General features: G+C 75.3%; 19 protein-coding genes and 3 pseudogenes. 10 read left to right on the forward strand and 12 right to left on the reverse strand.

Translation table 11 applies throughout. From position 1 onward, the window contains the following. Positions 1-90: 90 nt before the first annotated feature. A complete protein-coding gene (locus GCU56_RS17370) occupies positions 91-978 on the reverse strand; it encodes a DUF2382 domain-containing protein (RefSeq protein ID WP_163483065.1) in 888 nt (295 codons plus the stop codon). A 317-nt stretch (positions 979-1,295) separates the two neighbouring features. Here GCU56_RS17370 and GCU56_RS17375 point away from each other — a divergent pair, with 317 nt between their 5' ends. From GCU56_RS17375 to GCU56_RS17385, 3 genes are all read left to right on the forward strand, one after another. Further along, positions 1,296-2,105: a DUF3097 family protein gene (locus GCU56_RS17375; RefSeq protein WP_163482989.1), complete on the forward strand. Its 810-nt coding sequence runs from the start codon at positions 1,296-1,298 to the stop codon at positions 2,103-2,105. Positions 2,106-2,188: 83 nt separating this feature from the next. Continuing rightward, positions 2,189-3,067 (forward strand): hypothetical protein, encoded by an 879-nt coding sequence (locus GCU56_RS17380; protein WP_163482990.1) that lies wholly within the window; start codon positions 2,189-2,191, stop codon positions 3,065-3,067. Positions 3,068-3,072: 5 nt separating this feature from the next. Further along, positions 3,073-3,534, forward strand: coding sequence for a GntR family transcriptional regulator (locus GCU56_RS17385; protein ID WP_163482991.1), 462 nt, complete (start codon positions 3,073-3,075; stop codon positions 3,532-3,534). Here the strand turns inward: GCU56_RS17385 and GCU56_RS17390 are convergent. The 4 genes and pseudogenes from GCU56_RS17390 to GCU56_RS17405 all read right to left on the reverse strand — a co-directional run. Continuing rightward, positions 3,482-3,727, reverse strand: a pseudogene (locus tag GCU56_RS17390) (hypothetical protein); the annotation flags it as partial. The gene GCU56_RS17385 and the pseudogene GCU56_RS17390 overlap by 53 nt on opposite strands. A 94-nt stretch (positions 3,728-3,821) precedes the next feature. Next, positions 3,822-3,971: pseudogene (locus tag GCU56_RS25515) on the reverse strand (ATP-binding cassette domain-containing protein); the annotation flags it as partial. 75 nt (positions 3,972-4,046) lie between these two features. Further along, a complete protein-coding gene (locus GCU56_RS17400) occupies positions 4,047-4,886 on the reverse strand; it encodes an aldo/keto reductase (protein WP_163482993.1) in 840 nt (279 codons plus the stop codon). 68 nt (positions 4,887-4,954) lie between these two features. Next, positions 4,955-6,208 carry an MFS transporter gene (locus tag GCU56_RS17405; protein WP_163482994.1) on the reverse strand — a complete coding sequence of 418 codons (1,254 nt, stop codon included), beginning with the start codon at positions 6,206-6,208 and terminating at the stop codon, positions 4,955-4,957. Between the two features lie 209 nt (positions 6,209-6,417). On the opposite strand from GCU56_RS17405, the gene GCU56_RS17410 reads away from it, so the two are divergent. The 7 genes from GCU56_RS17410 (at position 6,418) to GCU56_RS17440 (ending at position 12,026) form a co-directional block, all read left to right on the forward strand. Next, positions 6,418-7,314: a hypothetical protein gene (locus tag GCU56_RS17410; RefSeq protein WP_163482995.1), complete on the forward strand. Its 897-nt coding sequence runs from the start codon at positions 6,418-6,420 to the stop codon at positions 7,312-7,314. 97 nt (positions 7,315-7,411) lie between these two features. Beyond that, entirely contained in the window at positions 7,412-8,464 is a 1,053-nt protein-coding gene (gene moaA, locus GCU56_RS17415) for a GTP 3',8-cyclase MoaA (protein ID WP_345771906.1), read from the forward strand. Between the two features lie 5 nt (positions 8,465-8,469). Next, positions 8,470-8,721, forward strand: coding sequence for a MoaD/ThiS family protein (locus GCU56_RS17420; RefSeq protein ID WP_163482996.1), 252 nt, complete (start codon positions 8,470-8,472; stop codon positions 8,719-8,721). A 60-nt stretch (positions 8,722-8,781) separates the two neighbouring features. Then, positions 8,782-10,167: a hemolysin family protein gene (locus GCU56_RS17425; RefSeq protein ID WP_163482997.1), complete on the forward strand. Its 1,386-nt coding sequence runs from the start codon at positions 8,782-8,784 to the stop codon at positions 10,165-10,167. Beyond that, entirely contained in the window at positions 10,164-11,189 is a 1,026-nt protein-coding gene (locus tag GCU56_RS17430) for a CNNM domain-containing protein (RefSeq protein WP_163482998.1), read from the forward strand. The genes GCU56_RS17425 and GCU56_RS17430 overlap by 4 nt, the downstream gene beginning before the upstream one ends. 73 nt (positions 11,190-11,262) lie before the next feature. Beyond that, entirely contained in the window at positions 11,263-11,472 is a 210-nt protein-coding gene (locus GCU56_RS17435; protein ID WP_163482999.1) for a hypothetical protein, read from the forward strand. 71 nt (positions 11,473-11,543) lie between these two features. Further along, positions 11,544-12,026, forward strand: a complete 483-nt coding sequence (locus tag GCU56_RS17440; protein ID WP_163483000.1) for a GAF domain-containing protein — start codon at positions 11,544-11,546, stop codon at positions 12,024-12,026. 3 nt (positions 12,027-12,029) lie between these two features. Here the strand turns inward: GCU56_RS17440 and GCU56_RS17445 are convergent, their stop codons facing one another. The 7 genes and pseudogenes from GCU56_RS17445 to GCU56_RS17470 all read right to left on the reverse strand — a co-directional run bounded on the left by GCU56_RS17445 (position 12,030) and on the right by GCU56_RS17470 (position 16,152). Further along, complete coding sequence (locus GCU56_RS17445; RefSeq protein WP_163483001.1) at positions 12,030-12,440, reverse strand: molybdenum cofactor biosynthesis protein MoaE; 411 nt, start codon at positions 12,438-12,440, stop codon at positions 12,030-12,032. Further along, positions 12,437-13,018, reverse strand: coding sequence for a nucleotidyltransferase family protein (locus GCU56_RS17450; protein ID WP_163483002.1), 582 nt, complete (start codon positions 13,016-13,018; stop codon positions 12,437-12,439). Before GCU56_RS17450 ends, GCU56_RS17445 begins: the two co-directional genes overlap by 4 nt. Before the next feature lie 53 nt (positions 13,019-13,071). Continuing rightward, entirely contained in the window at positions 13,072-13,527 is a 456-nt protein-coding gene (locus tag GCU56_RS25870) for a TOBE domain-containing protein (protein WP_440588749.1), read from the reverse strand. Positions 13,528-13,647: 120 nt separating this feature from the next. Next, a pseudogene (locus tag GCU56_RS25875) lies at positions 13,648-14,148 on the reverse strand (ATP-binding cassette domain-containing protein); the annotation flags it as partial. Then, positions 14,124-14,921, reverse strand: a complete 798-nt coding sequence (gene modB / locus GCU56_RS17460; protein WP_345771907.1) for a molybdate ABC transporter permease subunit — start codon at positions 14,919-14,921, stop codon at positions 14,124-14,126. The pseudogene GCU56_RS25875 and the gene modB, both read right to left, overlap by 25 nt. Further along, positions 14,918-15,760 (reverse strand): molybdate ABC transporter substrate-binding protein, encoded by an 843-nt coding sequence (gene modA, locus GCU56_RS17465; protein ID WP_345771908.1) that lies wholly within the window; start codon positions 15,758-15,760, stop codon positions 14,918-14,920. Before modA ends, modB begins: the two co-directional genes overlap by 4 nt. Then, entirely contained in the window at positions 15,757-16,152 is a 396-nt protein-coding gene (locus GCU56_RS17470; protein ID WP_163483004.1) for a TOBE domain-containing protein, read from the reverse strand. The genes modA and GCU56_RS17470 overlap by 4 nt, the downstream gene beginning before the upstream one ends. Between the last annotated feature and the right edge of the window lies 1 nt (position 16,153).

Raw genomic sequence — 16,153 nt, forward strand, 5'->3', positions numbered from 1 at the left:
GGCGGAGCAGGCCCGGACGGCAGATGGCCGGCCGGGAGGAACTCCTCGGCCGGCCACCGCCGTCTGTGCCCGCCCCGTCGGGGCGGGGGATCACACGCGCCGGTCGGTGCCCCGGCCGGTGGTGCCCTGGTCGCCGTCGACCTCGATCTGCTCCTTGCGGACCTCGTCGGTGACCGTCTGCTGCTCGGTCACGGTCTGCGTGTCCAGGCGGACGCGCTCGACCGGGACGGCTTCCTTCTCCACGACCGGGCGCTCGGCGTGGAGGGTCACCTCGTGCTCCTCCTCGGAGATCGCGGGACCGTCGAGGGCGTTGCCGATGTTGGCGTCGGTGATCGGCTCGCGCTCGACCCGGACCTCCTCGCGGGAGACCGGCACGGTCTCGCTCACGTTCTCGGTGACGACGTACTTGCGCAGCCGCGCGCGGCCGACCTCCTCGGAGCGGGTCCCGACGGTGAGCCGCTCCTCCGAGCGGGTCATCGCGTTGTCCGTCGTGGGGCCCGAGGTGTCCCGGCCCACGGTGCCGGGGGCGTCGACGTCGTGCCGGCCGGCGGTCCCGGTGGTCATGCCGGTGGTCGCCATCCCGGTGGTGGACTCGGTGCCGCTCGCCAGCCCGGTGGTGGACTCGGTGCCGGTGCGTCCGGTCGTGGTGTCGGTCTGGCCCGAGCCGACCTGCATGTCGTAGTACCGGTAGAGCTCCTGCTCCTCCTGCGGCGACAGGTGCCCGTCGGTGTCGACCTTGGGAGCGTCCTTCACCGCCGCCTTGCTGACGGGTACGCGCAGGCCGTCGTCGGTGAGGTCGGCGTCGCGGATCGGGACGAAGGACTCCTTGGTGCCGAACAGGCCCGTGCGCACGGTCACCCACTCCGGCTGGCCGGTCTCGTCGTCCAGGTAGACCTCCGAGGCGGAGCCGATCTTCTCGCCGCTCTGGTCGTACACGTCCTTGCCGATCACACGGCTGATGGTGTCGGTGCCGATCATCGTCGTTGTCGCTCCCATCTGAGCACTGGTGGAACGGTCAGGTCCGTGGGTGACCGCTCTCCGACGGTGAAAACGGATCATCGCGATCCGACACGCCCGAACGACCGCCCGCCGGCTGGCGGGATCGGCCGTCGGCGCCGGTTCCGCAACCCATCGGGGCTGGTCAGGGGCGAGTCCGGGGCGTACGACCTTGGTCGTATGCCGCCTCGGCGGCCGGTGACTCTGCGTCAGCCTGTTGCGTCCGGGCGTGTCGCCCGGCGCCGGGCACCGGCGCGTCGTCGCACCGACGGGCGGGCGTCCCGCCCATCCTGGAGGACGTGCCTCCGCGTTCGCCCTATGACGACCTCGTCCACCCACGCACCCAGAAGAGGCCGACCCCGGAGGTCGAGGCCCTGAGGGACGTCGTCGTCGAGGACCCCAGCAGCGGGTTCGTCGGCGCCGTGGTGCGCTGCGAGAAGGACGTCGTCCACCTCGAGGACCGCTTCGGCCGCGTCCGGGCCTATCCGCTCGGCCCCGGCTTCTGGGTCGACGGCCGCCCGGTCCGCCTGGTGCGGCCCCGGCAGAACGCGCCGTCCGGTCCGCAGCGCAGCGCCTCGGGGTCGACCTACGTCGTCGGCGCGCGAGCCCGGGTGGCCCGCGAGGGCCGCATCTACGTCGAGGGCAAGCACGACGCCGAGCTGGTCGAGAAGGTCTGGGGCCACGACCTGCGCATCGAGGGCGTCGTCGTCGAGCCGCTGCACGGCGTCGACGACCTGCCCGGGATCGTCCGGGACTTCCGGCCGTCGTCCGGACGGCGGCTGGGCGTGCTCGTCGACCACCTGGTCACCGGCTCCAAGGAGACCCGGATCGCCGCTCGGGTGACCGGTGCGCACGCGCTCGTCGTCGGGCACCCGTTCATCGACATCTGGCAGGCGGTCAAGCCCTCCGTCGTCGGCATCCAGGCCTGGCCGACCGTGCCGAAGGGCGAGGACTGGAAGACCGGCGTCTGTCGCCGGCTGGGCTGGGAGGACGACTCCGGATACGTCTGGGCCCAGCGGATCCTCGCCCGGGTGCGGACGTGGACCGACCTGGAACCGGCGCTGATCGGACGCGTCGAGGAGCTCATCGACTTCGTCACGACGGACTGATCGGCGCCGGCTCTTGCGCCGGCCGGCGTCGGGCGTCATTGTCTCAATCGCTTGAGTCAATCGGACACCGACGGGACGCCGCCATGAGCCTGCTCGTCTCCCTGATCGCACTGGTGCTGCTCGCCGCAGCAGCCGTCGCCGTGGGCCTGGGCCGCCGCCCACCGCCCAGCCCGGAGGCCACGGTCACCGCCGCCCGCCGGCACGCCGGGCTGGGGTCGGCCGCCGCCGTCGGCTGCGGCCTGGCCGCCGCGCTCGCGGTGGGCACGACCCGGCTGGGCGACCCCTCGGCCGGCAGCCTCGGTGTCACCGCGCTGCTGGTGCCCATCGCCTTCGGGGTCGTGCACACCCTGGTCCTGGGCGCAGCGGAGCTGACCTGGCCGCGGCCGGAGGGGCCGGTGCGGCGGGCCCGCCTGGTCCGCCGCGGACTGCTCGACGCGGCACCGCGCTGGCTGCTGCGCCTGGCGGTCGGGGCGACCGGCCTCGTCGTCCTCACGGTGGGCGTCGGCGCGGGGCTGGCCGATCCGGACGGGCGCAGCTACACGGTGGCCGCCGGGCCGATCGAGGCCACGGCGAGCCCCTTCCCCGGCCTCCTCTACGGCCGCCCTGCCGTGCTGGGGCTGCTGGTGCTCGCGGCGGCCGTCGTGGCCGCCCTGTGGGTGGTCGCCAACCGGCCCGCGGTGGCCACCGAGGACGCGCGGGCCGAGTCGGCCCTGCGGCGCGCGTCGGTGCACCGCGTGCTGCGCGGTGCGACGGCGACCGCCCTGGTCGTGGCCGGCGGCCTCCTCGCCGTCGGCGGCAACGCGGCGTGGAGCGTCGCGTCGACCACGGGGTCCGGGACCACCGCGGCCGGCGGCGTGGTGGCGGCGGTCGCCGGCGGGACGGCGCTCCTGGCCGGGCTGCTGCTCACCGCCGTCCGGGCACCGGCCGTGCCGGTCGACGCGCCGGCCGTCCCCGCGGGGTGACCACCGTGCCCCTGGACATCGCCGTCGACGTCAAGGCGCCGACGCCGCCGTACGAGCAGATCCGGGCCCAGGTCGCGGCCTACGTGGCCGACGGCTCGCTCCGGGCGGGCGACCGGCTGCCGACCATGCGAGCCCTCGCCGCCGACCTGGGCGTGGCCACCGGCACGGTGGGCCGCGCCTACGCCGAGCTCGAGGCCGCCGGTCTGGTCACCAGCCGGCGGCGCACCGGGACGGTGGTGGCCGACGGCCCGGCGCGGCCCACGGTGTCCGACGACGGGGTCCGGCGGGCCGCGGCGGCCCTCGTCGAGCAGGCGCGCGCGGCGGGCCTGGACGGGGACACGGTCCTGGCCCTGGTCCGCGCGGCCTGGACCAGGCCCGTCCGCCGGCCGGAGCCCGCCGACGGCGCCAGGCCGGTCACGGCAGGCGGGGGACCATCGGCAGCCGGGACCGCACGAACAGGCCGGTGAGCACCACCGCCAGCAGGGGGACACCGACCGCCACGGTGCCCAGCACCAGCCACGGGATGTCGACGACCGGCGCGCCGGTGCCCCGGGTCAGCGGATGGGCCACCGCGATGCCCGGCACGAGACCGACGAGCAGGCCCAGACCGGCCCCGACGCCGGCGACGACCGCGGCCGACGCCATCGCCACCACCCGCCGGGTCCGCGGTGCCGCACCGAGCGCGGCGAGCGTGGCGAAGTCGGGGCGGGCGTCGGTGAGCGCTGCGCCGCCGGACCGCCGCCACCTGCGCGGCCGACAGCTCGGCCAGGTCGCGGCCCTCCACGAGGACCTGCCCGGTGGTCGGTGCGTCCAGCCCGCCGGCGATCTGCAGCAGCGTGGACTCGCCCGACCCCGAGGGGCCCATCACCGCGACCAGCTCCCCGGCGGTGACGGCCAGGTCCACCTGCGCCAGGCTCCGTCGCCCGATCCGCTGGGCGGGGGTGCCGGCGGACTGGCCGGCACCCCGCCCGCGGGTACGTCAGCCGGGGATGTAGTTGAACGTGTCGGGGTCGGGGCCGGTGCGCTGCGCCCGGTCCAGGCCGGTCAGCGTGGCCATGTCGCCGGTGTCGAGCTCGAAGTCGAACAGGGCGAAGTTCTCCTGCATGCGCTCCCGGGACGAGGACTTCGGGAAGACGACGTCGCCACGCTGGACGTGCCAGCGGAGGACCACCTGCGCCGGCGTGCGACCGAGCCGCTCGCCGATCGCGGCGATGGCGGGGTCGTCGAGGACCTTCCCCTGCGCGATCGGGGACCACGCCTCGGTGACGATCTCGTGGTCGGCGTCGAAGGCCCGGAGCTCGTCCTGGGCGAGGTAGGGGTGCACCTCGATCTGGTTCACCGCCGGCCGCACCTCCGTCTCGGCGAACAGCCGGCGCAGGTGGTGGGCCTGGAAGTTGGAGACCCCGATCGCCTTGACCCGGCCACCGGCGTAGATCTCCTCCAGCGCCTTCCAGGTCTCGACGTAGTCCACGTCGATGCCCGGCAGCGGCCAGTGGATGAGGAACAGGTCCAGGTACTCGAAGCCGAGGTCGGCCAGGCTCTGGTCGAACGCCCGGAGGGCGTCGTCCCGGCGGTGGAAGCCGTTGTTGAGCTTGCTGGTGACGAACACCTCGGAGCGGTCGATGCCCGAGCGCGCCACGGCCTCGCCGACGCCCTTCTCGTTGCCGTACATCTCGGCGGTGTCGATGTGCCGGTAGCCGACCTCGAGCGCGGTGCTCACCGCGTCGGCGGTGTCCTGCGGCGGGACCTGGTAGACGCCGAAGCCGAGCTGGGGGATCTCGACGCCGTTGTTGAGCGTGATCGTGGGCACGGATGCCACGGGTGCTCCTCTCGATGCGGATGGGCGCCGTGCGCGATCAGGTTGCGCACGGCCTGCCGCCTCGACGGCTACCCGGCCGTCCGGTGCTCAACCCGATCGGTTCCGGCCTGCGGACGTGGCACCGCCGGACGGCGCAGCAACGGCGCCCCGGCGAGCGCGACCACCGCGGCCAGCGCCGCCGCCGCGGCCGGGACGGCGAACGCCGCCTCGGCCCCCCAGGCGTCCACGGCCGCGCCGGCCAGCGCCGAGCCCGCCGTGACGCCGAGGGTGAGGCCCGTGATCGTCCAGGCCAGCGACTCGGTCAGCACGCCGGGCCCGACGCGCGACTCCACCAGCGACGTCCCGGAGACCAGCACCGGGGCGATGGTGAGCCCGGCCAGGAAGCCGCACACGACGAGCACCGGCAGGGAGCCCACGCTCCACAGCAGCTGGGCGGCGAGGCCGAAGGCGACCGCCGTCCCGACGAACCGGCTGGCGAGGCTCCCGGGCAGCCGGGCGAGGCCGTAGGCCAGCCCGGCGACGAGGCTGCCAAAGGCGAAGACCGCCAGCGCGAGCCCGGACAGCGCCGGCACACCCTCGGCCTCGGCGAAGCCGACCACGACGACGTCGATGGCCCCGAACACGGTGCCCACCGCCAGGTAGGTCACCAGGACCACCAGCAGGGTGGGCGTGAGGACCGACGCCCGACGGACCCGGGCGTGGCGGTCCACCGGGTGCGGGGGAGGCTCGGTGGCCCGCTGCCCGGCCAGCCACAACCCGCCGACCACCCCGAAGGCGACCCCGGCGAGGAAGCCGACGGGCGGGGCGATCAGCGTCGCCAGCAGGGTCACCAGGGGCGGACCCAGGACGAAGACCACCTCGTCGGCCACCGCCTCGAAGGCGAAGGCCGTCTGCCGGCCGGCCGGGTCGAGCACGGCCGACCACCGCGCCCGGACCAGCGAGCCGATGTTCGGGCCGGTGGCACCGGCCGCCGCGGCCAGCAGGAACCAGCTCCACCGCGGGCCGCCGGCCACCACGGAGGCCACGAAGGCGACGCCGGCGAGCCCGAAGGCGGCCATGGCGAGGCGCAGCACCACGCCCTGGCCGCGCCGGTCCATGGCGCGCGCCCACTGGGGCCCGGCCACCCCGTAGCTCAGCGCGAGGGTGCCGGAGACGGCGCCGGCCAGGCCGTAGCTGCCGGTCTCCCCCTCCACGAGCAGCACGGCGCCGAGGCCGAGCATGGGGGCCGGGAGCCGGCCCACCCAGCCGGCCAGGGAGAAGGAGACGGAGCCCGGCACGGTGAACAGGCGGGCGTACGGGCTGAAGACGGTGCGGGGCGACACGGGACTCTCGCGCTTCCTGGCCACAGGCGAGTGCGGGGATCCCCGCCGGTCTCTCGGGTGGCTCCCCGACCGTAGCAACGCGACACCGGAGCGCGCCGCCGCATTCCGCACCCGGCCACGAGCGCGTGTCGCTATCCCGAGATCCATGAACCTTCATGCACTCTGTGTGAGCGCCCGCACACGCGGTGCACACTACGTGAAGGAGCCCCGTGCCCACGCCCACCTCGCACCGCTCCGGCGGCCTGCGCCTCCTGCTGGCCCTCCTCCTGGCCCTCGCCGTCCTGCTCGTCCCCGGCATCGCGTCCGCCAAGGGCGGCGACGACGTCGGCGCCTCGGACGACGGTGGGGGTGGCGCCGGCGGGGGCGCGGTCTCGGCCGGCGACTTCGCGGTGACCGTCAACGGCCGCGTGACCGATCCCGCGTCCGGCCGGGAGGCCCGCCTCCGCGACGTCACGCCCACCGCTCCCATCGCCGTCCGCGGGCGGCACGTGACCTTCACGATCGACCCGGCCACCATGGGCGTCTACGACTACACGCTGACCGGCGCGGCCGATCCGCAGCGGATGGTCACCACCCCGACCGTCGTGTTCGCCTCGAAGGTGCCCCAGCTGACCGCCGCCCAGCTGGGCCGCGTCCGGATCAGCGAGCTGCGGCTGCGCGACGGCGTCCTCGTCGCCGAGTTCGCCACCGCCGGCGGCAAGTTCAAGGTGCAGGCCAAGGACGCCCCGCAGGGAGGCATCTTCCAGATGGAGCAGGAGTTCGGCGGCGCGGTCGAGTACGTGCACACCCTCGCCCCGGGCGTCTTCTACTTCGTCAACGAGTTCACCGGGAAGGTGAACTTCGGCAACGGCGTCAGCGGCGACGCGACCCACCAGATGCTGCTGGGCAAGGACAGCCCGCAGGTCGCCACGAAGCTGTACCAGGACGGGACGACCACCCGCTGGTCGGTCGCCTCCGGTGGCCGGATGGGCGGCGTGCTCGGCGAGGACGCGATCGAGCTGTCCGCCGGCGCCACCAACTGCACCAGCGACTGCCAGGCACGCAACCAGATCCGCGGCTCGGTCCCGGTGCCGCCGGAGCCGGTGTCGCCGACCCCGATCGGCTGACGCAGCACTCCCCCGACGGGGGCGGCCGGGTCTCCGGTCGCCCCCGTCGCACGTCCGGGGGCGGCGCGACGTCGCCTCCCGCCACTACATTCGAGACGTGACCTCGACGAGCCCGCTGCCCGAGCCCTGGGTGCGCCCGGCCGACGACGCCCCCGGCACGGGCGGCCTGGTGGACCGACACGGCCGGGTGGCCACCGACCTGCGGGTGTCGCTGACCGACCGCTGCAACCTGCGCTGCACGTACTGCATGCCCCCCGAGGGGCTGGACTGGCTGCCCAAGGTCGAGGTGCTGACCGACGAGGAGATCGCCCGTCTGGTGCGCATCGGGGTCGAGGAGCTCGGCATCCGCGAGGTCCGCTTCACCGGAGGTGAGCCGTTGCTGCGGCCCGGCCTGGTGGGCATCGTGCAGGCGGCGACGGCGCTGCGGCCACGCCCCGAGGTCAGCCTGACCACCAACGCCATCGGTCTCGCCCGGGTCGCCCCCGCGCTGGCCGAGGCCGGCCTGGACCGGATCAACGTCAGCCTCGACACGATCGACCGCGCCCGGTTCAAGCAGCTCACCCACCGGGACCGGCTCGACGACGTCCTGGCCGGTCTGGCGGCCGCCCAGCGCGCCGGGCTGACGCCGGTCAAGGTGAACGCCGTCCTCCTGCACGGCATCAACGACGTCGACGCCGTCCCGCTGCTCGACTTCTGCCTCGAGCACGACTACCAGCTCCGGTTCATCGAGCAGATGCCGCTCGACGCCCACCACGCCTGGACCCGCGGCCGGATGGTGACGGCGGAGGACATCCTCGAGCGGCTGTCGGCGGCGCACACGCTCACCCCCGACACCGAGGAGCGCGGCTCCGCACCGGCCGAGCGCTGGCTGGTGGACGGCGGCCCCGCGACCGTCGGCGTCATCGCGTCGGTGACCCGGTCGTTCTGCGGCACCTGCGACCGCACCCGGCTCACCGCCGACGGGCAGATCCGCAACTGCCTGTTCGCCCGCGAGGAGTCCGACCTGCGGACGGCGATGCGCGAGGGCGCCACCGACGCCGAACTCGCCGACCGCTGGCGGATCGCCACGCTGGCCAAGCTGCCCGGCCACGGCATCGACGACCCGAGCTTCCTGCAGCCCACCCGGCCGATGTCGGCCATCGGCGGCTGAGCACCATGAGCGCGACGCCGGTCACGGTGCGCTACTTCGCCGGGGCCCGCGCGGCCGCGGGGGTCGACACCGAGACCCGCGCGGCGGGCACGCTCGACGAGCTCGTCGGCCAGCTCGTCGACGCGCACGGCGAGCGCCTCGCGCGGGTGCTCACCGCCTGCTCGTTCCTCGTCGACGGAACGCAGACACGCAACCGGGCGTTGGTGCTGGAACCCGGGGCGGTCGTCGACGTGCTGCCCCCGTTCGCCGGAGGTTGATCGTCCCCCCGTGAGCTCGTTGCCTCACAGTTGTCCGCACCCTGACCCCTCCTCCGCCCGATGATCGAGTGGTTGCTCGTCCTCGTCGGGGTCCTGCTCATCGTCGCCTGCGCCGGTTTCGTCGCCTTCGAGTTCTCCCTGGTCACCGTCGACCGCGCCACGGTGGAGCGGGAGGCCGAGTCCGGTGAGCGCGGGGCCGACGGCGTCCTGGCCGCGATGCGGACGCTGTCCACCCAGCTCTCCGGCGCCCAGCTCGGCATCACCGTCACCAACCTGGCCATCGGCTTCGTCGCCGAGCCCTCGATCGCCGCCCTGCTCCAGGGGCCACTGGCCTCGCTGGGCCTGTCCGGGGCGGCCGCCCGGTCGGTCTCGATCACCCTCGCCCTGGTCCTCGCCACCGTCTTGACCATGGTGTTCGGGGAGCTGGTGCCGAAGAACCTGGCCATCTCCGCGCCGCTGGCCGTGGCCAAGCGGGTGTCGGGCTTCCAGCGCGGTTTCACCCGGGCGACGTCGCTGGTCATCCGGCTCCTCAACGGCTGGGCCAACGCGATCCTGCGCCGCGTGTTCGGCGTCGAACCGCAGGAGGAGCTGGCCTCGGCCCGGTCCCCCGAGGAGCTGACGTCCCTGGTGCGCCGCTCGGGCACGGTGGGCACGCTGCCGGCCGGCACCGCCGCGCTGCTCGAGCGCGGGCTGGCCTTCGGGGAACTGCGGGCCAGCGACGTGGCCACGCCGCGCATCCGCATGACGACCGTGCCGGTGGACGCGCCCGTGGCCGCCGTCCTCACCGCCGCCCGCGAGTCCGGTCACTCCCGGTTCCCCGTGGTGGCCGGCTCGGGCGCCGACGACGTGGTCGGGATGGTCCACGTGAAACACGCCCTCGCCGTCGAACGGGACCAGCGGTCCACCGTCTCCGTCGAGCAGGTGATGATCGCGGCGCTGTTCGTCCCGACGTCCCGCCAGCTCGACGACCTCCTGGTCGACCTGCGGCGCGGCGGGCTGCAGATGGCGGTCGTCGTCGACGAGTACGGCGGGACCGACGGCGTCGTCACGGTCGAGGACCTCGTCGAGGAGCTGGTCGGCGCGGTCTCCGACGAGCACGACGAGCAGATCGAGCAGGAGGTCGTCGGCCGCGGCGACGGCACCTGGTCGGTCTCGGGCCTGCTGCGCCCCGACGAGGTCAGCGCGGTGACCGGGCTGACCGTCCCCTCCGACCGGCACTACGAGACGATCGGCGGCCTGGTGCTGCACCACCTCGGCCGCATCCCCGAGCCCGGCGACCGGGTGACCGCCCTGCGCCAGCTGCCACCGGAACTGGCCGGCGAGGCCGAGGGGCACCCGGGCGGCGTGTGGGTCGAGGTGGAGAGCCTCGACGGCACCCGCGTCGACCGGGCCCGGATCGGGGCGATCCCGGCCGGCGACGGGTCCGACGACGGGGAGCCCTCGTGAGCGACTGGGTGGGCGTCGTCGTCGCCGTCGTCCTGCTGCTGGCCAACGCCTTCTTCGTGGGCGCGGAGTTCGCGCTGATCTCCGCGCGCCGGTCCTCCATCGAGCCGCTGGCCGAGGCCGGGTCACGCCGGGCCCGCACCACGCTGGCCGCGATGGAGCGGGTGTCGCTGATGATGGCCGGCGCCCAGCTGGGCATCACCGTGTGCTCGCTGGGCCTCGGGGCCATCGGCGAGCCCGCCGTCGCGCACCTGCTGGAGCCGGTGTTCGACGCCGTCCAGGTGCCCGAGGGGCTCGTGCACCCCATCTCGTTCGTCATCGCGCTCACGCTCGTCGTGGCGCTGCACGTGGTGATCGGCGAGATGGTGCCGAAGAACCTGGCGCTGGCCGGTCCCGATCGCGCCGCGCTGATGCTGGCTCCCCCGCTCTCCGCGGTGGTCACCGTGCTCAAGCCGGTGATCCTCGCCCTCAACGCCCTGGCCAACGGGGTGCTGCGGCTGCTGCGGGTGGAGCCCAAGGACGAGGTCACCAGCTCCTTCACCCGCGACGAGGTGGCCGGACTGCTCGACCAGTCCCGCGCCGGCGGTCTGCTCGACAAGCGGGAGCACGACCTGCTGACCGGCGCGCTGATGCTCGAGGAGCGCACCCTCGGCTCGGTGCTCATCCCGCGGGCGGCGCTGACCACGGTGGCCCCCGCGGACTCCACGCTCGCGGTCGAGCGCGCGGCTGCGGCCACCGGCTTCTCCCGCTTCCCCGTGGTCTCCGGCGGGGAGTTCACCGGCTACGTGCACGTCAAGGACGTGCTCGACGTCGACGGCGACCCCGACGTCCGGGTCGCCGACATCACCCGGCCCCTGCCGCGCGTCCCGGCCGGCGGCGACCTGCGCTCCACCCTGCAGACCATGCAGGCCGACGGCGCCCAGTTCGCGGCCGTCATCGAGGACGGCGGGGTGCTGGGCGTGGTCGCGTTGGAGGACATCCTCGAGGAGCTGGTCGGCGAGATCCGCGACTCGGTGCACCGTTGAGGCGCCCCGGTCGGGCAGGGACCAGCCGATCGAGGAGTCGATCTGGAGGGCGCCGATCCGGGAGGATGGTCCCGTGAGCATCTGGGGCAAGGCGAAGGCGAAGGCCGAGGAACTGCTCGGCCGGGCCGAGGAGGTCTACGGCGAGGCGCACGGCGACGCCGCCGCCCAGCTCGACGGCGAGGCGCGGCGCCTCGAGGCCGAGGCCGAGGAGGAGGCCGCCGATCGCCGGGCGGACGGCGAGCGCCCGGCACCCGGCGGCGAGCACCCGCCCACCGGCTCCTGAGCACGGAGGGGGACTGCATCATCAGCGGACTCGGCACGACGCACGGCACGGTCCAGGCAGGGATCGCCGACATGGCCCCCTGGCGCGACTTCACGGCCGCGACCGGCGGCGCCCTGGAGTTCCTGCACGGCCGGCTCGGCTGGGACGTGTGGTCGGTGACCCGGGTGCAGGACGACCGGCAGATCGTCCTCCAGGCCCATCCCGCCGACCTCGTTCGCCCGGGCACCTGGCTGCCGTGGGCGGACAGCTTCTGCCGGCAGATGATCGCCGGTGAGGGGCCGCGGGCGGCGACGGTGACGGCCGCCGTCCCGGCGTACGCGGCGAGGGCGACCGGCCCGGGCGCCGGCGTGGCGGCCTACATCGGGGTCCCGCTGGTCACCGCCCGCGGCGAGCTGTTCGGCACGCTCTGCGGGGTGGCCTACCGGGCCCGGCCCCGCAGCGCCGCCCGCGACCTGCCCCTGGTCGAGCTGGTGGCACGGATGCTCAGCACCCTCATGGCCGCCGGCCTGGAACCGCCCGATCCGCCCGCGCTCGTGCCCGCGGCCGGCGGCTGACGTTCAGGGGCAGGCCACCCACTCCTCCTCGCCGTCGGTGAACAGCTGACGCTTCCAGATCGGCAGCCGATGCTTCACCTCGTCGACGAGTTCGGCGCAGGCGGCGAAGGCCTGGCCGCGGTGCGAGGAGCTGACCGCGCAGGCCAGCGCCACGTCGCCGATGCCGAGCATGCCCACCCGGTGGGAGACGGCGACGGCGTGCACGTCGGGGCGGGCGGCGAACTCCGCGGCCAGCTCCACCAGCACGTCCTGGGCGCTCGGGTGGCCGACGTACTCGAGCTCGGTCACCGACCGGCCGCCGTCGTGGTCTCGGACCACCCCGGCGAAGGAGACCACGGCGCCGGCGGCCTTGTCGGCCACGGCCTCCTCGTGCTCGGCGACCGACAGCGGCGCATCGACTACCCGGGCGATCACGGCGCCGAAGGTACCCCGCCCGGTGGCACGTCGAGGTCGGCCGGATCGGCCAGCCCGGTGCAGTCGACCTCCGTGACCGCGCGCCCGGCCAGGTACCGGCGGGCCCCCTCGTCGCCGGTGGCGGTGGCCACCACCCCGGCCCAGTGCTCGCGACCCAGCAGCACCGGATGGCCGCGCACGCCGTCGTAGGTCGCCACCGCCAGCGCGTCCGGCGCCGCGTGCTCGGCCATCCGTGCCAGCGCCGCCGGCGTCATCCCGGGCATGTCGACCAGCTGCACGAGTGCGGCGTCGACGACCCCCGGCCAGCCACGCAGCCCGTCCAGCCCGGTCCGCAGGGAGGAGGCCATGCCGGTCTCCCAGTCGCGGTTGGCGAGCACGGTCGCGCCGTCGAGGTCCGCCGTCCGCCAGACGTCGACCGCCCGCGCGCCGAGGACGACGAGCACCGGGTCGCACACCGCCGCCGCCGTCCGGACCGCCCGCTCGACCAGGAGGCTGCCCTCGTACTCGACCAGCGCCTTGGGCATCCCGTAGCGGCGGCCGCCCCCCGCGGCGAGGACCAGCCCGGCGACCGACGTCATGCCCCCACCCTCCCAAAGCGGCCTTCGTGGCCACGCAGGCCGGTCGGAGCCGCTCAGCGGGCGTAGACGGCGACCTCGGAGGCCTTCACCGTCGCCCACACCGCCGCTCCGGGAGCCAGGCCGAGCTCGGCGAACGCGGTCGCGGTGACGTCGGCCAGCACCGGCACCTCGCCGTCGAGCTCGCAGCGCACCGTCGACCCGTGCGGCGTGGCCGACACCAGCCGGGCCGGCCAGACGTTGCGCGGGCTCCCGTCGGGACGGCTGAGCCAGAGCGCCACGGATTCCGGTCGGACGGCGACGAACACCGGCCCCGTGCTCTCCTCGGCCACCGCGACCGTGCCCCCGCCGTCCAGCCGGACGGTGCTGCCCGCGGCGGTGCCCGGCAGGAGGGCCAGGCCGACCAGCCGCGCGACGTAGTCCGTCCGCGGGTGCCGGCTGACGTCGGCGGGCGTCCCCGCCTGGACCACCCGGCCGTCCTCGACCACCACGACGCGGTCGGCCAGCGCCATCGCGTCCACCGGGTCGTGGGTGACGAGCACGGTGCTGCCGGCGTAGCCCGCCAGGTGGTGGCGCAGCTCGGCCCGGACGGTCAGCCGGGTGCGGGCGTCGAGCGCGGACAGCGGCTCGTCGAGCAGCAGCAGCGCGGGGTCGCCGACCAGCGCGCGGGCCAGCGCCGCCCGCTGCGCCTGGCCGCCGGAGAGCCGGCCGGGCCGCCGGTCGCCCAGCTCGGCGATGCCCACCCGTTCCAGCCACTCCCCGGCCGCGGCCCGCGCGTCGGCCCGGCGCACACCGCGGGTGCGCAGCCCGAAGGCGACGTTCTCGGTGACCGACAGGTGCGGGAACAGCAGGTGGTCCTGGAACACCATGCCGAGGTGCCGGGCGTGCGCGGGGACGCGCACCTCGGCCGCGACGTCGTCCCACACCTCGGCGCCGTCCACCACCACCCGGCCACCGTCGGGCGGCAGCAGGCCGGCCAGCACCCGGAGGAGCGTCGACTTGCCCGCGCCGTTGGGCCCGAGGACGGCGAGCACCTCGCCGTCGGCCACCTCGAGGTCGACGGCGAGGTCCAGGGCGCCCCGCCGGACGGCCACCTGCGCGGAGAGGCTCACACCCGGCCCAGCCACCGGTCCCGGAGCAGGAGCAGCGTGGCCAGCGAGACGGCCAGCAGCACCAGCGACAGCACGATCGCGGCGTCCGGGTCCCGCTGCAGCGCCAGGTACACGGCCAGCGGCATGGTCTGCGTCGTGCCCGGGAAGTTGCCGGCGAAGGTGATGGTGGCGCCGAACTCGCCCAGGGCGCGGGCCCAGCACAGCACCGCCCCGGCGGCGATGCCGGGGGCGACGAGGGGGAGGGTGACCCGGCGGAACGTCGTCCAGCGGTCGGCGCCCAGGGTGGCCGCGGCGTCCTCGAAGCGGGCGTCGGCGGCGCGCAGCGCCCCCTCGACGCTGATGACCAGGAACGGCATCGCCACGAACGTCTCGGCGATGACGACGGCGGTGGTGGTGAACGGGATGGTCAGCCCGAACGCCGCGTCCAGCCACTGCCCGACCAGCCCCTGCCGGCCCAGGACGAGGAACAGCGCCACGCCGCCCACGACGGGGGGCAGCACCAGGGGCACGGTCACGAGGGCCCGCAGCACCGACCGCCCGCGCAGCCGGGACCGGGCCAGCACCCAGGCCAGCGGGACGCCGAGCACCAGGGACACCGCCGTGGCCAGGGTCGCCGACACCACCGACAGCCGCAGCGCCTCGCCCACCCCGGGCTCGGCCAGCCGCGGCCCCAGCTGCGCCCACGGCGTGGAGACGAGCAGGCCGACGACGGGCAGGACGAGGAAGACCACCCCGAGCGCGGCCGGGACCATCAGCGGCACCGGGACGCCGGCGCCCTCCCGGCGGGCACTCACGGTTCGAGGAACCCGGCGTCCGCCAGCGCCGTCCGGCCCTCGTCGGAGAGCACCAGGTCGGCGAAGGCCCGGGCGGCGGCCGGGTTGGCGGCGTCCTCGACGACCGCGACCGGATAGCGGTTGACGGCGCGCGCGGCCTCGGTGAAGGCGTAGGCCAGGACCGTGTCGGTCGCCGCGTGCACGTCGGAGAGGTAGACCAGCCCGGCGTCGACCTCACCCAGCTGCACCTTGGTGAGCACCGCCCGCACGTCGTCCTCGTAGGTGTCGGGCACGTCGGTGAGGCCCGCGGACTCCAGCACCTCCGCCGCGGCCGCCCCGCACGGCACCTCCGGCGCGCAGACGGCGAGGGTGAGGTCCTCCCGGATCAGCTCGGCCAGCCCGGGGATGCCCCCCGATTCCTCGGGCGGGGCGACCCCGGCCGGGTCCTCGGGCGGGACGGCGAGCATCAGGGGGTTCTCGGCGAACACCTCGGGGTCGGTCACCAGCCCGGCGTCCTCGGCCCGGGCCATCTGCGCCTCGTCCGCGGAGGCGAAGACGTCGGCCGGGGCCCCCTGCAGCAGCTGGGTGGCCAGCGCGGAGCTGCCCGCGAAGCTGAACCGGACGGTGAGCTGCGGGTTCTCCTCCTCCAGCCGCTGCCCGAGGTCGGTGAAGACGTCGGTGAGCGAGGCGGCCGCGAAGACGGTGAGCGTCCCGGTGAGCCCCGGGTCCCCCGCCTCCGCCGGCGCGCCCTCCGCGGCCCCGGGCGCGGCGTCGGCTCCGTCGGTGCCGGAGGCGGCGGTGCACCCGGCGAGGCAGAACAGCAGGACGGCGAGGACGGGGCCGGCCAGGCGCCGGGTCACGGCACGTCCACGCTGACCTGGGTGGCCTTGACGGTCGCCACCGCCCGGACGCCGACGTCCAGCCCCAGCTCGTCGGCGGCCTCGCGCGACATCAGCGACACCACCCGGAACGGCCCGGCCTGGATCTCCACCTGGGCCATCACGGTGTCCCGCACGACCCGGGTGACCAGGCCGGTGAGCCGGTTGCGGGCGGAGGAGCCGCGGGTCGTCCCCGGCTCGGGCGGCTCGTGCAGCTGCGTGGCCACCCGGGCGAGGTCGGCGCCGGCCACGTGCGCGGGCCCGCCGCCGTCCCGGCGCGCCGGCAGCCGGCCGGAGTCGATCCAGCGGCGCACGGTGTCGTCGCTCACGCCGAGCAGCGCAGCGGCCTCGGCGATGCGGTAGGAAGCGGACACG

This window comes from Geodermatophilus sabuli (assembly GCF_010686765.1).
Taxonomy (GTDB): domain Bacteria; phylum Actinomycetota; class Actinomycetes; order Mycobacteriales; family Geodermatophilaceae; genus Geodermatophilus; species Geodermatophilus sabuli_A.